This is a genomic window from Pengzhenrongella frigida, assembly GCF_004168625.1.
Classification (GTDB): Bacteria; Actinomycetota; Actinomycetes; order Actinomycetales; family Cellulomonadaceae; genus Pengzhenrongella; species Pengzhenrongella frigida.
Window position 1 is genome coordinate 1 of sequence record NZ_SDWW01000007.1, and the last position, 18035, is coordinate 18035.

Consider the following 18035-nt stretch of genomic DNA (forward strand, 5'->3'; position numbering starts at 1 on the left):
TCGGTGTCGATGGTGGGCAGCATCTGCACGGCCAGGGCGGTGAGGCGGTCGCCGAGGTCGAACAGGTCGTCGAACAGGGCCAGGGCCTGGTCGCCGTCCAGGTCGCGGGGGGCCACCCGGGTCAGGGCGTCGACCTGCGCGCGCAGCACCGCGACCCGCTCGGCCAGCGAGGGCACCCCGGCCACGTCGCCGCGCACGCGGCTACCCGCGCCATCGGCTGTCCCGCCCGCGACCGCGGGGGCGGTGTCGGCCGCGGCGTCGGCTGCGCGGTCGGCGCCGGGCGCGTTCTCGTCGTCGGTCAATGCCCTCACCCCGCCCCTGCGCTCGTCGGTCCGCGAATTGCGATACGACAAACCCTAACCGGGGCCACTGACATTCCCCGCGCCCGCTCAGAGTTATCCACAATCCGCAGATGAATGCGTCGCGCTGCCTGTGGAAAGCGCTTCAAGAATGCTGCCTGGGGTCGGGCGCTCGGTGCGCAACGAACCGGGAGCACCGGTCGCCGCATTGTTGCTGCGGCGGCCCGGTGCTCCCGGTTTCGGTGGTTCGGCGCTCTATGGCCCGGCGCCCGGGGAGGGTGCAGCGGCGCCGATCGTGCGGGTGTCAGCCCTTGAGCGCCGGGACGACCTCGCGTTCAAACAGCTCGATGCCGGAGCGGTCGTAGGCGGCGTCCGCGAAGTAGGTCACGGCGTAGGTCATCCCGAGCGCCTCCAGCTCCCGGAGGCGCTCGACGATCTGCTCCGGGGTGCCCACGAGCGGGCCGGTGCGGAAGTCCTCGACGACGCGGTCCGCCCGCTCCGGCACGACGGCGCGGTAGTGCGCGTCGATCCAGGCCAGCTTGTCGTCGACGTCGGCCTGGGTGGCGCCGATCACGACGTTGTAGTTCGCGGACCGGGTGATCGCCCCGAAGTCGCGCCCCAGGTCGCGGCAGTGCCCCTTGAGCACCTCGGACTTGTGCGCGAAACCCTCGAGGGAGCCATCGAAGTTCGTGTACGACGCGTGCTCGGCGGCGATGCGCAGGGTCTTCTTCTCCCCGCCGCCGGCGATCCACAGCGGGATGCCGCCGTCCTGCAGGGGCTGCGGGTAGCACCGGGCGCCGTCGACCTGGAAGTGCTCTCCCAGGAGCGTCGCGGTCCCCTTCTCCCACATCTGGCGCATGATCTGCACGCCCTCCGAGAGCGCGGCGAGCCTCTGCCCGGCGCCCGGGAAGCCGTAGCCGAACGCGCGCCACTCGTGCTCGTACCAGCCGGCGCCGATGCCCATCTCGACCCGACCGCCGGAGATGACGTCGACCGTGGCGGCCACCTTGGCGAGGTACGCCGGGTTGCGGTAGGCCATGCACGTGCACATCTGTCCGAGGCGCACCCGGTTGGTGGTCGCGGCGATCGCCGCCATCAGGGACCACGCCTCGTGCGTGGCCTCCTGCGTCGGTTCGGGGACGGTGTGGAAGTGGTCGTAGACCCAGACCGATTCCCACGCGTCGTTGGCGTCCGCGTGAGCGGCGACGGATTGCATCGCACCCCACTGGTCGCGAGGGTCGATGCCGGTGAGGTCGAGTCGCCAGCCTTGCGGGATGAAGAGTCCGAAGCGCATGGTGCGCAACTTACCCGCGCGGCCCGACCGCGAAGAACGCCGATGGGGTCATCGGCCGGCGCGGCATGATGAGCAGCGTGATCCTCGGATACCTCGCAGACCAGGTCCGTGCCGCGGAGCTGCCGCTGCTCGACGCCGAGCCGGACGATGCGCTCATGCAGCGCGCGGCTTTCGGGCTCGCCGTGCACGTGTCCCGCGCACTGCGCTCCCGGCGCGGCCGGGTGGGGGGCTCCGTGGTCGTCGCGTTGATCGGGCCCGGGAACAACGGCGGCGACGCGCTGTACGCCGGGGCGGAGCTCGCTCGCCGGGGTGTTGCGGTCCTCGCCGTCGCGTTCGCTCCGCGGGTGCATGCGCGCGGTCGAGCGGCGCTGCTCGCCGCGGGCGGGCGGGTCGTGACCGTGGCCGACGGCGACCTGGACGCCATCGGCCTGGACGCCATCAGCCCTGCGACCACCGGCCCCAAGACCACCGATGCCGGAACCGTCGCTGCGGTCCGGGGCTCGCGGATAGGGGTGGCCGAGGCCGTCGCGGCCGCCGGCGCCGCTGATGTCGTGCTCGACGGGTTGCTCGGCATCGGGGCGCGCGGCCCGCTGCGCGGCACAGCGGCCGAGGCCGTCCAGCTGCTCGGCGCGCTGGTCGCCGATGCCGATGCCGACGCCGACGGCAATGCCGACCCGCACCCGTCCGGACGCGGCCGGCGGCGACCGTTCGTCGTCGCGGTCGACACCCCGAGCGGGATCGGGGTGGACGACGGCGTGATCCCGGGTCCCGTGCTGCCGGCGGACCTCACGGTGACCTTCGGGGCCGCGAAGGCCGGGTTGCTGCTGCCACCGGTGAGCGGCGTCGTCGGGCGCCTCGAGATCGTCGACCTCGGCCTGGCGCTCCCGTCCGAGGAGCCGGCCTGTGCACGACTGGCGGTGGCCGACGTGGCGGCGCTCTGGCCCGTCCCGCAGCGCAACGCGCACAAGTACTCGCGCGGCGTCCTCGGTGTGGTCGCGGGGACACCCGCCTACCCGGGTGCGGCCGTGCTGACCGTGAGCGCAGCGGTGCGCGCCGGGGTCGGGATGGTGCGGTTCGCCGGGTCTCCCGGGGTGACCGCCGTCGTGCTCGCGGCCCGGCCGGAGGTGGTCGCGGGCCAGGGGCGGGTGCAGGCCTGGGTGCTGGGCCCCGGGCTCGACCCCGATGACCACGCCCAGGCGGCTCGGGCGCGAGACGCGCTGGCCCGGGCTCTGGCGACCGCCGTGCCCGCGGTGGTCGACGCCGGCGCGCTCACGGTGCTTCCGGACCTGCTCGCACCGTGGGTGGTCCTGACCCCGCACGCCGGCGAGCTCGCGCAACTGTTGGCCGAGCGGGGCGAGGCGGTCGAGCGGACCGCGATCGAGGCCGCGCCGCTGCACTGGGCCCGGCGGGCACATGAGCTGACCGGGGCGACGGTGCTGCTCAAGGGGGCCACGACCGTCGTCGTCGGGGTGGGGGGCGCCGTGTACGCGCAGGATTACGCCCCCGCCTGGCTCGCGACGGCGGGTGCGGGGGACGTGCTCGCAGGCCTGCTCGGGGCGATGCTCGCGGGCCGGGGCCAGGACGTCGTCGAGGAGCCGTCGCTCGCGGCCGCCCTCGCCGCGGCCGCCGCGCTCGTGCACGGGCTCGCGGCGCACCGCGCGCAACCGGGCGGACCCGTCAGCGCCCTCGCCGTCGCCGACGCCCTGCCCGCCACGATCGCCGCGATCCTGGCGCGCTCTGATCCGGCGCGCTCTGCGGCGCCCCGTGCCCGGGTGGTTGACTGACCGTCGTGAGCTCCTACCCCGCCCGTGCCGTCGTCGACCTCGGCGCGATCCGCGCCAACGTGCGCGCCCTCGCGGACCATGCGCCGACCGCCCAGGTGATGGCCGTCGTGAAGGCCGACGGCTACGGGCACGGCCTGGTCCCGGTCGCGCTGGCCGCCCTCGACGGGGGCGCCACCTGGCTCGGGGTCGCGCAGACCTCGGAGGCGCTCGCGCTGCGGGCCGCCGGGATCCGGACCCGGATCCTCACCTGGCTGTACTCGCCGTCCGCCCCGCTGCGCGAGCTGATCGAGGCCGACGTCGATCTCTCGGTGGCAGCCCCGTGGGCGCTCGCCGCGGTCGTCTCCGCCGCACGCGAGTGCGGGCGCACCGCGCGCATCCACCTCAAGGTCGACACCGGCCTGGGGCGCAACGGGATGCTCCCGCCGGTGTTCGCCGAGGTCCTCGACGACGCGCTCAAGGCCCAGGCCGAGGGTGCGGTCGCCGTCGTCGGGGTGTGGTCGCACTTCGCGTTCGCCGACGAGCCGGCGCATCCCACCGTCCTCGCTCAGGCGGTCGTCTTCGCCGAGGCCGTCGCTCTGGCGGAGGCACGGGGTGCCGACCTGGAGGTGCGCCACCTCGCGAACTCCGCCGCCACGCTCACCAACCCGGCGGTGCACTACGACCTCGTGCGACCGGGGATCGCGGTGTACGGACTGTCCCCGGTGCCGCAGGTGGGTGGACCGCAGGCGTACGGCCTGGTCCCGGCCATGACGCTCGAGGCAGAGCTCATCAGCGTCAAGGACGTCCCGGCCGGGCAGGGTGTCTCCTACGCGCACGCCTACACGACCTCGCACGCGACGACGCTCGGCGTCGTCCCGCTCGGGTACGCCGACGGGATCCCGCGGCACGCGTCCGGGTCGCTGCCGAACCGGCCCGGTGCACCTGTCCGCGTGGGCGGGCGCACGCTCGCGATCGCCGGGCGGGTCTGCATGGACCAGTTCGTCGTCGACCTCGGGCCCGGGGCGGTCGAGGTCGCGGGGGACCGGGTCGAGCTGTTCGGCACCGGCGCCGACGGCGGGCCGACCGCGCAGGACTGGGCGCAGGCCGCCGACACGATCAACTACGAGATCGTCACCCGGCTCGGCGCGCGCGTCCCCCGCGTGTACGTGGGGGAGCCGGCGACCACGCGCGGGGGCACGCGGTGAGCGACCTCGAGGTGCACGTCGAGCTCGCCGACGCCGACGCGACCCGGGACTACGGCCGAGCCCTGGCCGGACTGCTGCGCGCGGGTGACCTCGTGCTGCTGAGCGGTGCGCTCGGGGCGGGCAAGACCACGCTCACCCAGGGGATCGGCGCCGGCCTGGACGTGCGCGGACAGGTCGCGTCGCCCACGTTCATCATCGCGCGCGTGCACCCGTCGCTCGGGGCCGGCCCCGCGCTCGTGCATGTCGACGCGTACCGGCTCGGTTCGCTCGACGAGGTCGAGGCGCTCGACCTCGACACCAGCCTCGACGAGTCGGTGACCGTGGTCGAGTGGGGCGAGGGGCTGCTCGAGGGCCTCGCACCGGACCGGCTCGAGATCGACATCCAACGGCCGCACGGCGGGCTGGACCTCGGCGTGGATGATCTCGACCCCGCTGACCTCGACCCCGCTGACCTCGACCCCGCCGGTGGCGTGCGCACCGTCCGCGTCCGGGCACGGGGCCCGCGGTGGTCCGGGGTCCGGCTTCCGGTCGTAGGCTGACCGTCGTGCCTGTTCTCGCGCTCGACACGTCCGCCGCGGTCTCCGTCGCACTGATCGATGCGGAGGGTCGAACGCTGGCCACCCGCGTGGTCCACGAGGAGCGGCGGCACGCCGAGCAGCTCGCGCCGATGATCGCCGATGTCCTCGCCGCGACCGGGACCGATCGCACGGCGCTCACGGGGATCGTCGTCGGCACGGGGCCGGCCCCGTTCACGGGCCTGCGCGTCGGCCTCGTCTCCGCCCGCGCGCTCGGCCTCGCGCTCGACATCCCCGTGCACGGGGTCTGCGGGCTCGACGCCATCGCCGCCCAGGCCGCGATCGATCTTTCGCTCGCGGCCGGGACCGAGGTGCTCGTCGTCACCGATGCCCGACGACGCGAGGTCTACTGGGCGCGGTACCGCGTCGCGGGCGCAGCCCCCCAGAGCCTCCGCGTGGAGCTGGTCGCCGGACCCGGGGTGGCCAGCGCCGCCCAGGTCGCGGCCGACGGGCACGCCGACGGTGCGATCGTCGTCGGGCCGGGCGCCAGCCTGTACCCCGAGCAGCTGCCACCGGTCGACGGGGCCCCGACCGACCCCGACCCGGTCGTGCTCGCCCGGCTGGCGCTGGCCCGGGTCGCGCTCGGTGAGGACCTGCCCACCGAACCGCTCTACCTGCGTCGACCGGACGTCGTGGCGCCAGCGCCGCGCAAGCACGTCGTGACGCCCGCCGCGCGCAAGCGGGCCCTCGCATGAGGGGCCAGTCGCACGTCTCGGTCCTGCTCCGCCCGCTCATGGCAGCCGATCTGGTCACAGTCACCGCGCTCGAGGGCGACCTGTTCGGGCCGAGCGCGTGGTCTTCCGCGATGCTCGCCGAGGAGCTCGAGGGCCCGGGCCGCTGGTACCTCGCGGCGGACCTGCCGGCCGAGCCCTCCTCCCTCGCGGAGCGCCTGGTCGGGTACGCCGGGCTGTGGTTCGACGGCGACGACGCGCAGGTCATGACGATCGCCGTCTCGCAGGCGCACCAGAGCCGGGGGATCGGCGGCGCGCTCCTCGGGGCGCTGATCCGGCGGGCCAAGGACCTCGGTGCGCGCTCGATGCTGCTCGAGGTGCGCGTGGACAACGCGCCCGCGCTCGCGCTCTACGAGCGGTTCGGCTTCCAGCGGCTCGGCCTGCGGCGCGGGTACTACCAGCCGGAGAACATCGACGCCTGGACCATGCGGTTCGCCCTGCCCGGGCGCGAGCAGGCGCAGCCCGCCGTCGGCGCGTCGTTGCGCCAGGGCCGCAGCCTCACCGAGACCAGCCTCACCGAGACCAGCCTCACCGAGACCAGCGGTGCAGGCACGGACAGCGCCGGACGGTCGTGACGCGCAGTCCCCGCGACGACGTCCTGGTCGCGGCACCGGAGCTCGCCCGGCTGATCGCCGCCGGTGACCCGGTCGTGCTGCTCGACGTCCGGTGGGCCCTGGGCCGCACCGACGGCCGTGCCGAGCACGCCGCGGGGCACCTGCCGGGCGCCGTGTACGTCGACCTGGAGACCGAGCTCGCCGGTCCTCCGAGCCCGGCTGCGGGTCGCCATCCGCTCCCGTCGCTCGCGGTGCTGCAGGCGGCCGCCCGGCGGTGGGGCGTGCGGCGCGACACCGTCGTCGTGGCGTACGACGCGATCGGTGGCCTGTCCGCCGCGCGCGCCTGGTGGCTGCTGCGCTGGGGGGGCCTTCAGGACGTCCGGCTGCTCGACGGCGGGCTGGCCGCGTGGGTCCGGTCGGGCGGACCGGTGGTCACGGGCGACGTCGTGCCGGCGGCCGGCGACGTGACCCTCGTGGGTGGAGCGCTCGCGACCCTCAGCACGGCCCAAGCCGCGGCGCTCGCCGCCGACACCGGCGGGGTGCTGCTCGACGCGCGCGCCGCCGAGCGCTATCGCGGCGAGGTCGAGCCGATCGACCCGCGCGCGGGCCACATCCCCGGCGCGCTCAGCGCGCCCACGGGCGGCAACCTCGAGGGCACCGGCCGCTTCCTGCCCGACGCCGACCTCCGCGCCCGGTTCGCCGGCCTCGACGGGCTCCCGGTCGGCGTCTACTGCGGCTCCGGCGTCACCGCCGCGCACGAGGTGGCCGCGCTCGCGGCGATCGGCGTCACCGCCGCGCTGTTCCCGGGCTCGTGGTCGCAGTGGTCCGCGGACCCGGCCCGCGACGTCGCCGTCGGGCCGGATCCGTAACCGGACTCGGTGCTGCTGCCTGCAGCGTCAGAGCGTGCGGGCGACCTGCGAGAACTCCAGGCGCGGTGCGCGCGGGCGGACGGACTCGGGGCCCGCGGGCAGCCCGACGTTGATCACCAGCAGCGACTTCCAACCGCTGTCGGCGAGGAGGTCGGCGTCGATCCCGGCGGCGTCCATCCCGCCCATCGGGCCGGCGTGCAGGCCCGTGGCGCGCAGGGCGACGATGAGGTAGCCGACCTGGATGAGGGCCGAGCTGCGCGCCATGGCCTCGCGGCCCGCGGCGTCGCCGGCGAACATGTCACGCGCGTTCGGCAGGTGCGGCACGAGCACGCCGAGGTGCTCGTGGAAGTTCGTGTCGGCGGCCGCGACGATCGTGAGCGGCGCCGCGAGGACCCGCGCGCGGTTCCCCTCGGACATGTGCTCAGCCAGGCTCGCGCGCGCCTCGGGGGTGCGGACGAGCAGCAGGCGCAGCGGGAGGGTGTTCATCGCCGTCGGGCCCCAGCGCAACAGGTCGTAGGCCGCCTGGATCTGCTCGTCGGACACCGCGTCGTCCGTGAAGGTGCTCACGGTGTGCGCTTCGCGGAACAGCAGGTCGGCGACGTCGGGCCCCACGGCCAGCTCGCCGGGGTTGAAGTCGAGGTCGCTCAGAGCGGTGTCGGTGGTCATGCCTCGTTGAACCTTCACGCACCGGGTGCCGATACCCCGGGCGGCTGTGACCTCGCTCACCTGCCGGGACCCGCGCGCGGCCCGACTAACCTGGAGGGCATGTCCGCCCCCCTCGTCCTTGGCATCGAGACGTCCTGCGACGAGACCGGCGTCGCGCTGGTCCGGGGGAAGGACCTGCTGTTCGACGCCGTCGCGAGCTCGATGGACGAGCACGCCCGGTTCGGCGGGATCATCCCGGAGATCGCCTCGCGCGCACACCTCGAGGCGATGGTGCCCACGATCCGGCGCGCGCTCGAGGGCGCCGACGTCGACCTCGGTCAGGTCGACGCGATCGCCGTCACCGCGGGGCCGGGGCTGGTCGGGCCGCTCACGATCGGTGCGGCCGCCGCGAAGGCGCTCTCGATCGGCCTCGGGGTCCCGCTGTACGGCGTGAACCACGTGATCGGCCATGCCGCCGTCGACGAGCTGGTGCACGGGTCGTTCCCCGACCAGGTGATGGCGCTCGTGGTCTCGGGCGGGCACTCGTCGCTGCTGCTGGTCGACGACATCGTCACGGGCGTGACCGAGCTCGGCTCGACGCTCGACGACGCGGCGGGGGAGGCCTTCGACAAGGTCGGTCGCCTGCTCGGGCTGCCCTATCCCGGTGGTCCGCACATCGATCGGCTGGCTCGCGAGGGCGACCCGACCGCGATCCGGTTCCCGCGCGGTCTGACCGCCGCCAAGGACCAGGCCGAGCACGCCTACGACTTCTCGTTCTCGGGCCTCAAGACGGCCGTCGCGCGCTGGGTCGAGACCCGGACGGACGCCGGCCAAGAGATCCCGGTGGCCGACGTCGCCGCGTCGTTCGCGGCCGCTGTGGCCGACGTGCTCACGGCCAAGACCATCGCCGCGTGCCGGCGCCATGGGGTCAGCACGCTCGTGATCGGCGGTGGGTTCTCCGCCAACTCCCAGCTGCGCGACCTGGCCGCGGTGCGCTGCGCGGAGGCGGGCATCGAGCTGCGGATCCCGCCGATCCGGTTCTGCACCGACAACGGCGCCATGATCGCGGCTCTCGGGTCTGCGGCGCTCAGCCGCGGGGTCGCCCCGTCGCGGCTCGACCTGCCGGTCGACTCGTCCATGCCGTTGATCCGGGTGACGGTCTAGCCGGTCGGCACGCTCACAACGGCCGGCCGGCCCGCATCTCGGCCACCAGCGAGGCGACGACGGCGTCCAGCTCGCCCGCGTGGTGCCGCGCGACGGCCCGCTGACGTTGGTACGACGCGCCGCGCCGCAGGATGACCCGCACGGCGTCGAGCTCCGCGCTGCAACCCAGCCGCTCCGCGACCGGCTGCAGCTCGACGAGCAGCCGCGCGACCGCGTCCGTCACGAGCTCCTCGTTGCCGGCGGCGTCGAGGATGATGATGGCGTCCATCCCGTACCGCGCCGAGCGCCACTTGTTCTCCTGCACGAACCACGGCGGCATCGTGGGCAGCTCGCGGCCCTGGTCGAGCATCGTCGAGAAGTGCTCGACCAGGCAGTGCGTGACCGCAGCCAGGGCCGTGACCTCGGCGAGGTTCGAAGCGCCGTCGCAGATGCGCATCTCGAGCGTGCCGAACCGGGGCGCGGGACGCACGTCCCAGCGGACCTCGTCGAACCGGTCGATCACGCCGGTGTGCACCATGTCGGCGACGTAGCCCTCGAGCTGCTCCCAGCGCTCGAACTGGAACGGCAGACCCGCCGTCGGCAGCTGCTGGAACATCAGGGCGCGGTTCGACGCATAGCCGGTGTCCTTGCCGCCCCAGAACGGGCTCGACGCCGACAGCGACTGCAGGTGGGCGAAGTAGGTGAGCATCGCGCGCTGGATCGGCAGGACCTTGTCCCGGTCCTCGATGCCGACGTGGACGTGCACCCCGTAGATGAGCATCTGCCGGCCCCACCACTGGGTCCGGTCGATCAGGGTGGCGTAGCGCTGCTTGTCGGTGACCTTCTGCTGCGCCCACCGCGCGAACGGGTGCGTCCCGGCGCTCATCAGCTCGACGCGGAGCGGGTCGGTGATCGTGCGCACCTCGTCGATGGCGCGCTGGAGGTCGCGGCCGGCCTCGCCGACGGTCTCGCACACGCCCGAGACGACCTCGATCGTGTTGAGCAGGAGCTCCTGACGGATGTTCGGGTGCTCCCCGCCGTGCGCGGGCCGGGTGGCGTCGAGGATCGTCTGGGCGACCTGGCGCAGGTCACCCGAGTCCTTGTCCACGAGGGCGAGCTCCCACTCGAGGCCCACGCTCGACCGGCCCGAGTGCGCGAACGGGATCTTCATGCGAGTCGCTCCACGACGATGATGTGCTGGGCGCCGGCGATGCGCGTGAGCACGATGGTCGCCTCCTGGCTGCCGCGCAGGTCGAGCTGCTTGCGCAGCTGCTCGGGCAGCACGGCCGTCCCGCGCTTCTTGATCGTCAGCCGGCCCACGTCGCGCTCGCGCAGGTACGCGCGCAGGCGCTTGAGGCCGAACGGCAGGGTGTCGAGCACGCGGTAGCCCGTGGCCGCGTCGCTGGCGTGCAGGGTGTCAGACGTGACATACGCGATCGTGCTGTCCACGAGCCGGCCGGACACCTCGAGCGCGATCTGGGCGACCAGCCCGGCCCGGATGACGGCGCCGTCCGGCTCGTACAGGTAGGCGCCCACCGGGCCGACGTCGGGCGCCTCGCCCCCGAACTCGTCGCGCACGACCCGGGCGGACTGACCGCGCAGCACCAGGGCGGTCCGCCCCGGGCCGTCCGGGGCGAGCGGCCCGAACCACAGGCCGGCCTCGACGACGTCGCCGTCGACCGACACCCACTGGGTCTCCGCCTCGGGCGGCAGAGCGGTGTGCGGGACGCCCGGGCCGATCTTGACCCCGAGCGCGGGCACCCGCGCACGCAGCGCGAGCACGGCGTCGAGCGGCGGGGAGTACGCCCCCGGGTCGAACAGCCGCTTGCCCGACGACGCCCGGCGGGCGGGGTCGGCGTACAGCCCGTCGACGCCCTCCGCCTCGAAGTCGAGCGCGAGCCCGTCGGTGTGCCGGATGTCGGCCTCCGGGAAGTGGCGCAGGTTCACGGTCGCCAGCGCGGCGGTGAGCTCGTCGGTGTCGGCAGCGAGCACCGACAGCCCCACGCCGGCGAACGCCATCGAGTCGGCGCCGATGCCGCAGGTGAGGTCCGCCACCTTCGTGACGCCGGCCGCGACGTACCGGCGCGCGTGGTGCGCGGCCACGGTCAGCCGGGTCGCCTGCTCGAGGCCGGCCGGGGTGAACAGCATCCCGTCGGCGAACTGGTCGAACTTGGCGTGCGCCTTCGCGCGCAGGCGCGACTGGGTGAGGGCCGCGGCGGTGAGCTCAGGGTCGATCCCCTCCCGACGCAGACGGTCGGAGAGGGCCATCGCGTGGGTCTCGTCATACGGCGGCAGGGCATTGAGCAGGGCCCAACCGTCCTGGCTGAGCAGCTTGGCAAGACCCGCGGCATCCATGGCGCGATCCTGCCACGGGCAGCCCGACGCCGGGGGAAGGCTGGCACTCACCTTGACCGAGTGCTAATGGGTTCCTAGAGTGAGTGGTGGCACTCTCGATCTGAGGTTGCCATCGCACCGCCTACGTTCGGCCGGCTCCCGCGATGACGGGCGAACCTCTGACGGTGCGTCAACAGACATTCACATCTCACAAGCGAAGGGGAGGTCCGCAGTGTCGGTCTCCATCAAGCCGCTCGAGGACCGGATTGTCGTCAAGACGCTCGAGGCAGAGCAGACGACGGCCTCCGGCCTGGTCATCCCGGACAGCGCCAAGGAGAAGCCCCAGGAGGGCGAGGTCTTGGCAGTCGGTCCCGGCCGTGTCGACGACAACGGCAACCGCGTCCCCCTGGACGTAGCCGTCGGCGACAAGGTCATCTACAGCAAGTACGGCGGCACCGAGGTCAAGTACGACGGCGAGGAGTACCTCATCCTCTCCGCTCGCGACATCCTCGCGATCGTCGTCAAGTAGCACCTCTTCACGCGTTCGCCCCCGCCCCCGGTGAGAACCGGGGGCGGGGGCGTTCGTCGTTCGGGTCGTGCGCGGTCTCAGATCGCGCGTTTCACCGGATGGGCGAGGATCGCCGCGCGCTCGTCCTCCGAGAGTCCACCCCAGACGCCGTACGGCTCGCGGACCTTGAGGGACTGCTCGCGGCACTCCTTGATCACGGGGCAGGTCGCGCAGACCGCCTTGGCCGCCTCGGCCCGCCTTCGCCGTGCGGACCCGCGCTCACCCTCCGGGTGGAAGAACAACGTCTCCTCGACGTCGCGGCAGGCCCCTTCGAACTGCCATTCCCACAGGTCCAGCACCGGCCCCGGCAAACGGGAGATCTCAGTCACGGGGTCCTCCTCGACTCGGGTGCCGGCCGGCGTACGACGACTCCTGGCCGAGCACTCCTGCGTGCGTGGTGGTGAAGCAACGGGCGGTTACTGGTGCATCAAGACGCTACAACCGCTCCAAAAGTTGTTCAAGACCCTGATCGCCTTGGACATTTCATGACAAACGTACGCCGTGGTGCAACCAGCCCGCAGGCGCTTTCGATGCCATCCGCCCAGTGGCAGGCCCCTGCCCAGGTCAGGACAATCAAGAGATGAGCGCTGCTCAGTCCCGTCCGCAGGATCGAGGTGAAGCGCCAGCCCTCGCCGTGGCGGTGGTCGCGCGTCGGCTCGGCGTCGCCCCTGCCACCCTGCGGACCTGGGACCGGCGGTACGGGCTGGGTCCGACCGTGCACGTGGCGGGCTCCCACCGCCGCTACACCGCGGACGACGTCGCCCGCCTGGTGGTGATGCGCCGCCTCACCCTCGGGGGAGTCGCGCCCGCCGACGCGGCCCGGTCGGCCCTGGCGGGGGAGTCCGTGCCCGCAGCGGTCCCCGCAGCAGTCCCCGCAACGGCCGCGGTGCTGGCAGGACCCGTGATCACCTCGCCCACGATGCTCGTCCCCACGATGCTCATCGACGCAGCGCTGCACCAGGACGGACCGGCGTGCCGTCGGCTGCTCGCCGCGATGCTCGCCGACGTCGTCCCCTGGTGGACGGACCTGGTCGAGCCGGCTCGGGCCAGCCTGGCCGAGCGGACCGTCCTGGCCCGGGCCGGTGAGTATCCCGAGTGGGTGCTCGACTCCGCGGCGCTCGCGGTGCTCCGGGATCGGACCGCACCGGCCCGCGACCTGCTCGCCATCGGGCAGCGCCTCGTGCTGCTGCTCGGTGCGCCGCACGAACGCCGCCCGATCGTGCTGCACGCGCTCGCCTGCGCCCTCACCGATCGCGGCGTCGATGCCCGGGTGGTCACCGGACCGATGGAACCCCGCCGCGTGCTCGAGCTCGTCACGATGGCTCACCCGCGGGTCGTCGCCCTGCTCAGCGAGCTGCCCGCCCCGGATCTCTCCGTGGTGGCCGACCTCCACGCGGCCGACCCGGAGCTGCCGCTCGTCGTCGGCCTGACCGAGTGGCTGCCCGCACCCGCGCTCCCGGAGGGCCGCTCGGTGCACCGCGTCCACACTCTCCCCGGGGTGCTGAACGAGGTCCTCGCGGCCACCGGGTGACGGCCGCTCGCGGCCATCGGGTGACGGCGTGGTGGACTAGAGCAGGTTTGCCCTGATTCCTGCGCGAGCTGTACCGGTTCGCCGACGGTCGGACCTCAAGTTCGCGACGGGCGGGCCGATAGAGGTCTTCGACAGCATTGCCGCCGCCTGCGATCGCGCGCGGTGTCAGCGGTATGCGAGGGAAGGTGGGTTGTAGTGACGGGCATAGTTGTGTGCCACGGCTCACCGGTCGTGCGCGAGCGTCTGGTCTCGGCTGCACAGGGGATCACCGCGCTCGCACCGGCGCGCTTCGCTGCCTCGGGCGAGGAGCTCCTCGTCCTCGCGCGCCGCCAGCCGCCCACGATCGTGCTGCTCGACGCGCACCTGCCGGGCACCGGGCCGGTCGAGGCCATCCGTCGTCTGCGCCTGATGAACGTCGGTGCGGTCATCGTGATGCTCGCCCAGCCGGGGGACGAGATCGCGCTCGATCGTGCGATCACCCTCGGTGCCCGCGGGTTCCTCGCGCCCGACGTCGGCCGGGCCGAGCTCGCCGCCGTCGCCGCCCACGTGCTCTCGACCCCCCTGTCTCCGCAGGCGCTGGCGCGCACGGTCCGCGCGGACGTCCCCGGACCGAACGATCCCCTCCGTCGGGTCCTCACCGACGGCGTCGCGGTGCCCGAGCTCACCAAGCGGGAGCTCGAGGTCCTCTCGGGGATGAGCCACGGCCGGTCCAACGCGCAGATCGGTGCCGACCTGTACCTCTCCGAGGACACGGTGAAGACCCATGCGCGTCGGCTGTTCCGCAAGCTGAGTGCGTCCGACCGTGCCCAGGCCGTGGCGATCGGCCTGCGTCGGGGCCTGATTCTCTGACCCGGATCGCTCGTCATCGCATCGACGTAGAATCAGCCGATGACCGAGCTCGGCACTCCTGGATCCGCTGTTCCCCGCGACCCGTTCGGCCTCATCGGCCTGACCTATGACGACGTGCTGCTCCTGCCCGGGGAGAGCGACGTCGTCCCGTCCGAGGTGGACACCACCTCGCGGCTCACCCGCAAGATCTCGGTGGCCGTCCCGCTCTCCTCCGCGGCGATGGACACCGTCACCGAGGCGCGCATGGCGATCGCGATGGCCCGCCAGGGCGGTATCGGCGTGCTGCACCGCAACCTGTCGATCGAGGACCAGGCGCACCAGGTGGACCTGGTCAAGCGCTCCGAGTCCGGCATGATCACCGATCCGGTCACTGTGGGGCCGGATGCCTCGCTCGCCGAGCTTGACGCGCTGTGCAGCAAGTACCGCGTCTCCGGCCTGCCCGTGATCGACGAGAACCGCGTCCTGCTCGGCATCATCACGAACCGCGACCTGCGCTTCGTCCCGCAGTCGGACTTCGCCCACCGCCGCGTGCGCGAGGCCATGACCCCCATGCCGCTCATCACGGCACCGGTCGGCTGCTCGCGGGACGAGGCCGCCGCGCTGCTCGCCAAGCACAAGATCGAGAAGCTCCCGCTGGTCGACCCGGCCGGTCGGCTCTCGGGTCTGATCACGGTGAAGGACTTTGTCAAGACCGAGCAGTACCCCGACGCGACCAAGGACGACGAGGGTCGTTTGCGGGTGGCGGCCGGGGTCGGCTTCTTCGGCGACGCCTGGGAGCGCGCGATCGCGCTGGTCGACTCCGGGGTCGACATCATCGTGGTCGACACCGCGCACGGGCACGCCCAGGCGATGCTCGAGATGATCCACCGGCTCAAGACCGATCCCGCGGCGCGCGGCGTCGAGGTGATCGGCGGGAACGTCGCCACCCGGGCGGGCGCCCAGGCGCTCGTCGACGCGGGCGTCGACGGCGTCAAGGTGGGCGTGGGGCCCGGCTCGATCTGCACCACGCGCGTGGTCGCCGGCGTCGGCGTGCCGCAGATCACCGCGATCTACGAAGCGTCCAAGGCGACCAAACCGGCGGGCGTGCCGCTGATCGGCGACGGCGGGCTGCAGTACTCCGGCGACATCGCCAAGGCGCTCGTCGCCGGCGCCGACACCGTGATGCTCGGCTCGCTGCTCGCGGGTTGCGAGGAGAGCCCGGGCGACCTGGTGTTCGTGAACGGCAAGCAGTACAAGCACTACCGCGGCATGGGCTCGCTCGGAGCGATGGCGTCCCGGGGCCGGGTGTCGTACTCGAAGGACCGGTACTTCCAGGCCGACGTGGTCAGCGACGAGAAGATCGTGCCCGAGGGCATCGAGGGCCAGGTGCCCTTCCGGGGGCCGCTGCGCTTCGTGGCCCACCAGCTGGTCGGCGGCCTGCACCAGTCGATGTTCTACGTCGGCGCGCGGACCATCGCGGAGCTGCAGGAGCGCGGGCAGTTCATCCGCATCACGCCGGCCGGGCTCAAGGAGTCGCACCCGCACGACATCCAGATGACGATCGAGGCGCCGAACTACGCGAGCCGCTGAGGCCCGGTTCCCGCTGGCGCCCGGTCAGACCGGTTGGGCGACCGGCGGGGCGACCGGCGGTGCGGGGACGCGGACGGGCCACGTGAGCTCGGCTCCCGGACCGGTCAGCCCCTTGCGCGTGCGCCAGGCGTTGAACCCTTCCGCCCAGGCGCGGTGGGCGGTCACCTGGTAGGCGTGCAGCCGGGGCAGCTCGAGGGCGCCGAGGTGCGGGTAGCGGTCGACGATGGCGGCCAGCACGTCGAGCGTCGCGATGACGTCGACCTCGGCGGTGTGCAGCCGCCCGCCGTCGGCGATCTGGTACAGGCCGCACAGGTCGACGAGCTTGCGCTTGCCGGACCGGTACTGGTCTTCGGCGCGGTCCAGCACGAGCGGGTCGATCACGGGGACGACGTCGCCGCCGAGGCGCTCGGCCAGGGTCGCCAGCCCGTGGCGGCGCAGGTCGGCCGCGAGGATGCACAGGTCGAACGAGGCGTTGAAGGCCACCACCGGGATCCCGGCGGCGATCGACTCCGCGAGCACGACGGCGATCTCCTCGAGCGCGAGGGCGGCCGGTTCGCCGTGGGCGCGGGCCTGCTCGGTCGTGATGCCGTGGATGGCCGTGGCGCCCGCGGGGATGTCCACACCCGGGTCGATGAGCCAGGTCCGCACGTGCGTGCCGAACGCGTCCCGCCGGACGAGGGCGGCGGTGACGATCCGGTCGGAATCGACGTCGATCCCGGTCGTCTCGGTGTCGAAGCCGAGCAGCGGCCCGTCGATCCAGTTCATCGTGTTCTCCCTGCGGTTGGCTCGCAGCCTGCCACCGACCACCCACACGAGCCGCGACCGACGCGCACCGTTGCGCCCCGCGACCCACGCGCACCGTCGCGCTGGAGCGACCGCCTCGCGGCACCGGCGCCGAGCCCTCGTCGAACCCCCGGTAACCTGGGGGCGTGAGCAACGAGATCGAGATCGGTCGTGGCAAGCGCGGACGGCGCGCCTACTCCTTCGACGACGTCGCCGTGGTGCCCTCGCGGCGCACGCGCGATCCGGAGGACGTCTCGGTCGGGTGGCAGATCGACGCGTACCACTTCGACCTGCCGGTGATGGCCGCGCCCATGGACTCCGTGATGAGCCCGGCGACCGCGGTCGCCCTGGGTCACCTCGGTGGCCTCGGCGTGCTCGACCTCGAGGGCCTGTGGACGCGGTACGACGACCCCGAGCCGCTGCTCGCCGAGATCGCGCAGCTCGACGCCCAGCGCTCGATCGCCCGCATGCAGGAGCTGTACGCGGCGCCGATCCGGGCCGAGCTGATCACCCAGCGCCTCAAGGAGATCCGCGCCGCGGGCGTCACGGTCGCCGGCGCCCTGTCGCCGCAGCGCACCCAGGAGTTCTCCCAGACGGTGGTCGACGCCGGCGTCGACCTGTTCGTCATCCGTGGCACCACCGTCTCGGCCGAGCACGTCTCGAGCCGCGCCGAGCCGCTCAACCTCAAGCGCTTCATCTACCAGCTCGACGTGCCGGTCATCGTCGGCGGGGCCTCGACCTACACCGCCGCGCTGCACCTGATGCGCACCGGTGCGGCCGGGGTGCTCGTGGGCTTCGGCGGCGGCGCCGCGCACACGACCCGGGTCTCGCTCGGCATCCACGCGCCGATGGCGACCGCGGTGGCCGACGTCGCCGCCGCGCGCCGCGACTACCTCGACGAGTCCGGCGGCCGGTACGTGCACGTGATCGCCGACGGCGGCGTCGGGCGCTCCGGCGACCTGGTCAAGGCCGTCGCGTGCGGCGCCGACGCCGTGATGCTGGGGGCCGCCCTGGCGCGCGCCACCGAGGCACCGGGCCGCGGCTGGCACTGGGGCTCCGAGGCGCACCACCCCGAGCTCCCGCGCGGCGAGCGGGTCGAGGTCGGCTCTGCCGGCTCGCTCGAGGAGATCCTCTTCGGCCCGGGCCGCCAGGCCGACGGGACCCTCAACCTCATGGGCGCCCTCAAGCGGGCGCTCGCCACGACCGGCTACTCCGACGTCAAGGAGTTCCAGCGCGTCGAGGTCGTCGTCTCGCCCTACCAGCCGCACTGATCCGACCAGCCGCGCCAGCCCCACCGGGCGCACCCGCCGCACTAGCCTGGCG

General features: G+C 73.4%; 19 protein-coding genes. 12 read left to right on the top strand and 7 right to left on the bottom strand.

What is annotated here, in order from left to right; all coding sequences use genetic code 11:
- Both EUA98_RS04125 and EUA98_RS04130 read right to left on the bottom strand, forming a co-directional pair.
- Positions 1-302 (bottom strand): hypothetical protein (locus tag EUA98_RS04125; protein WP_207218966.1); only part of this gene is annotated, 302 nt, incomplete at its 3' end.
- 301 nt (positions 303-603) lie between these two features.
- Positions 604-1593, bottom strand: coding sequence for an LLM class F420-dependent oxidoreductase (locus EUA98_RS04130; protein WP_130101407.1), 990 nt, complete (start codon positions 1591-1593; stop codon positions 604-606).
- 77 nt (positions 1594-1670) lie between these two features.
- Between EUA98_RS04130 and EUA98_RS04135 the strand changes: the two genes are divergently transcribed.
- From EUA98_RS04135 to EUA98_RS04160, 6 genes are read left to right on the top strand one after another with little or no spacing between them, the layout of a single operon-like run.
- On the top strand, positions 1671-3377 hold the full coding sequence (locus EUA98_RS04135; RefSeq protein ID WP_434063474.1) for an NAD(P)H-hydrate dehydratase: 1707 nt from the start codon (positions 1671-1673) through the stop codon (positions 3375-3377).
- A gap of 5 nt (positions 3378-3382) precedes the next feature.
- On the top strand, positions 3383-4561 hold the full coding sequence (gene alr / locus EUA98_RS04140) for an alanine racemase (RefSeq protein WP_434063475.1): 1179 nt from the start codon (positions 3383-3385) through the stop codon (positions 4559-4561).
- On the top strand, positions 4558-5100 hold the full coding sequence (gene tsaE, locus EUA98_RS04145; RefSeq protein WP_130101410.1) for a tRNA (adenosine(37)-N6)-threonylcarbamoyltransferase complex ATPase subunit type 1 TsaE: 543 nt from the start codon (positions 4558-4560) through the stop codon (positions 5098-5100). The genes alr and tsaE overlap by 4 nt, the downstream gene beginning before the upstream one ends.
- Positions 5101-5105: 5 nt before the next feature.
- On the top strand, positions 5106-5831 hold the full coding sequence (gene tsaB / locus EUA98_RS04150; protein WP_130101411.1) for a tRNA (adenosine(37)-N6)-threonylcarbamoyltransferase complex dimerization subunit type 1 TsaB: 726 nt from the start codon (positions 5106-5108) through the stop codon (positions 5829-5831).
- A complete protein-coding gene (rimI, locus tag EUA98_RS04155) occupies positions 5828-6442 on the top strand; it encodes a ribosomal protein S18-alanine N-acetyltransferase (protein ID WP_130101412.1) in 615 nt (204 codons plus the stop codon). The genes tsaB and rimI overlap by 4 nt, the downstream gene beginning before the upstream one ends.
- A complete protein-coding gene (locus tag EUA98_RS04160) occupies positions 6439-7290 on the top strand; it encodes a sulfurtransferase (protein WP_130101413.1) in 852 nt (283 codons plus the stop codon). Before rimI ends, EUA98_RS04160 begins: the two co-directional genes overlap by 4 nt.
- A 27-nt stretch (positions 7291-7317) precedes the next feature.
- On the opposite strand, the gene EUA98_RS04165 is transcribed toward EUA98_RS04160, so the two are convergent.
- Positions 7318-7956, bottom strand: a complete 639-nt coding sequence (locus EUA98_RS04165; protein ID WP_130101414.1) for a malonic semialdehyde reductase — start codon at positions 7954-7956, stop codon at positions 7318-7320.
- A gap of 99 nt (positions 7957-8055) precedes the next feature.
- On the opposite strand from EUA98_RS04165, the gene tsaD reads away from it, so the two are divergent.
- Complete coding sequence (gene tsaD, locus EUA98_RS04170) at positions 8056-9099, top strand: tRNA (adenosine(37)-N6)-threonylcarbamoyltransferase complex transferase subunit TsaD (RefSeq protein ID WP_130101415.1); 1044 nt, start codon at positions 8056-8058, stop codon at positions 9097-9099.
- Positions 9100-9112: 13 nt separating this feature from the next.
- On the opposite strand, the gene EUA98_RS04175 is transcribed toward tsaD, so the two are convergent.
- The gene (locus tag EUA98_RS04175; RefSeq protein ID WP_130101416.1) at positions 9113-10249 is read right to left on the bottom strand and encodes a glutamate--cysteine ligase; all 1137 of its coding nucleotides are present in this window, start codon (positions 10247-10249) and stop codon (positions 9113-9115) included.
- Positions 10246-11433, bottom strand: a complete 1188-nt coding sequence (locus tag EUA98_RS04180) for a THUMP-like domain-containing protein (protein WP_130101417.1) — start codon at positions 11431-11433, stop codon at positions 10246-10248. The genes EUA98_RS04175 and EUA98_RS04180 overlap by 4 nt, the downstream gene beginning before the upstream one ends.
- A 211-nt stretch (positions 11434-11644) precedes the next feature.
- Here EUA98_RS04180 and groES point away from each other — a divergent pair, with 211 nt between their 5' ends.
- Positions 11645-11941, top strand: coding sequence for a co-chaperone GroES (gene groES, locus EUA98_RS04185; protein ID WP_130101418.1), 297 nt, complete (start codon positions 11645-11647; stop codon positions 11939-11941).
- 77 nt (positions 11942-12018) lie between these two features.
- Here the strand turns inward: groES and EUA98_RS04190 are convergent, their stop codons facing one another.
- Positions 12019-12309 carry a WhiB family transcriptional regulator gene (locus EUA98_RS04190; protein ID WP_130101419.1) on the bottom strand — a complete coding sequence of 97 codons (291 nt, stop codon included), beginning with the start codon at positions 12307-12309 and terminating at the stop codon, positions 12019-12021.
- Positions 12310-12560: 251 nt separating this feature from the next.
- On the opposite strand from EUA98_RS04190, the gene EUA98_RS04195 reads away from it, so the two are divergent.
- The 3 genes from EUA98_RS04195 (at position 12561) to guaB (ending at position 15929) form a co-directional block, all read left to right on the top strand.
- On the top strand, positions 12561-13511 hold the full coding sequence (locus EUA98_RS04195) for a MerR family transcriptional regulator (protein ID WP_130101420.1): 951 nt from the start codon (positions 12561-12563) through the stop codon (positions 13509-13511).
- A 195-nt stretch (positions 13512-13706) separates the two neighbouring features.
- On the top strand, positions 13707-14360 hold the full coding sequence (locus EUA98_RS04200) for a LuxR C-terminal-related transcriptional regulator (RefSeq protein WP_130101421.1): 654 nt from the start codon (positions 13707-13709) through the stop codon (positions 14358-14360).
- A 39-nt stretch (positions 14361-14399) separates the two neighbouring features.
- Positions 14400-15929, top strand: a complete 1530-nt coding sequence (gene guaB, locus EUA98_RS04205) for an IMP dehydrogenase (protein ID WP_130101422.1) — start codon at positions 14400-14402, stop codon at positions 15927-15929.
- A gap of 24 nt (positions 15930-15953) precedes the next feature.
- Here the strand turns inward: guaB and EUA98_RS04210 are convergent, their stop codons facing one another.
- Positions 15954-16694, bottom strand: a complete 741-nt coding sequence (locus EUA98_RS04210; protein WP_130101423.1) for an exonuclease domain-containing protein — start codon at positions 16692-16694, stop codon at positions 15954-15956.
- Positions 16695-16858: 164 nt separating this feature from the next.
- On the opposite strand from EUA98_RS04210, the gene EUA98_RS04215 reads away from it, so the two are divergent.
- The gene (locus EUA98_RS04215) at positions 16859-17983 is read left to right on the top strand and encodes a GuaB3 family IMP dehydrogenase-related protein (RefSeq protein WP_130101424.1); all 1125 of its coding nucleotides are present in this window, start codon (positions 16859-16861) and stop codon (positions 17981-17983) included.
- The last annotated feature ends 52 nt before the right edge of the window (positions 17984-18035 follow it).

Coding starts and splice junctions, on each gene's coding strand:
- EUA98_RS04210 (WP_130101423.1), bottom strand. CDS start 16,694: ATGAACTGGATCGACGGGCCGCTGCTCGGCTTCGACACCGAGACGACC.
- EUA98_RS04130 (WP_130101407.1), bottom strand. CDS start 1,593: ATGCGCTTCGGACTCTTCATCCCGCAAGGCTGGCGACTCGACCTCACC.
- guaB (WP_130101422.1), top strand. CDS start 14,400: ATGACCGAGCTCGGCACTCCTGGATCCGCTGTTCCCCGCGACCCGTTC.
- EUA98_RS04195 (WP_130101420.1), top strand. CDS start 12,561: ATGAGCGCTGCTCAGTCCCGTCCGCAGGATCGAGGTGAAGCGCCAGCC.
- tsaD (WP_130101415.1), top strand. CDS start 8,056: ATGTCCGCCCCCCTCGTCCTTGGCATCGAGACGTCCTGCGACGAGACC.
- EUA98_RS04165 (WP_130101414.1), bottom strand. CDS start 7,956: ATGACCACCGACACCGCTCTGAGCGACCTCGACTTCAACCCCGGCGAG.
- EUA98_RS04175 (WP_130101416.1), bottom strand. CDS start 10,249: ATGAAGATCCCGTTCGCGCACTCGGGCCGGTCGAGCGTGGGCCTCGAG.
- rimI (WP_130101412.1), top strand. CDS start 5,828: ATGAGGGGCCAGTCGCACGTCTCGGTCCTGCTCCGCCCGCTCATGGCA.
- EUA98_RS04180 (WP_130101417.1), bottom strand. CDS start 11,433: ATGGATGCCGCGGGTCTTGCCAAGCTGCTCAGCCAGGACGGTTGGGCC.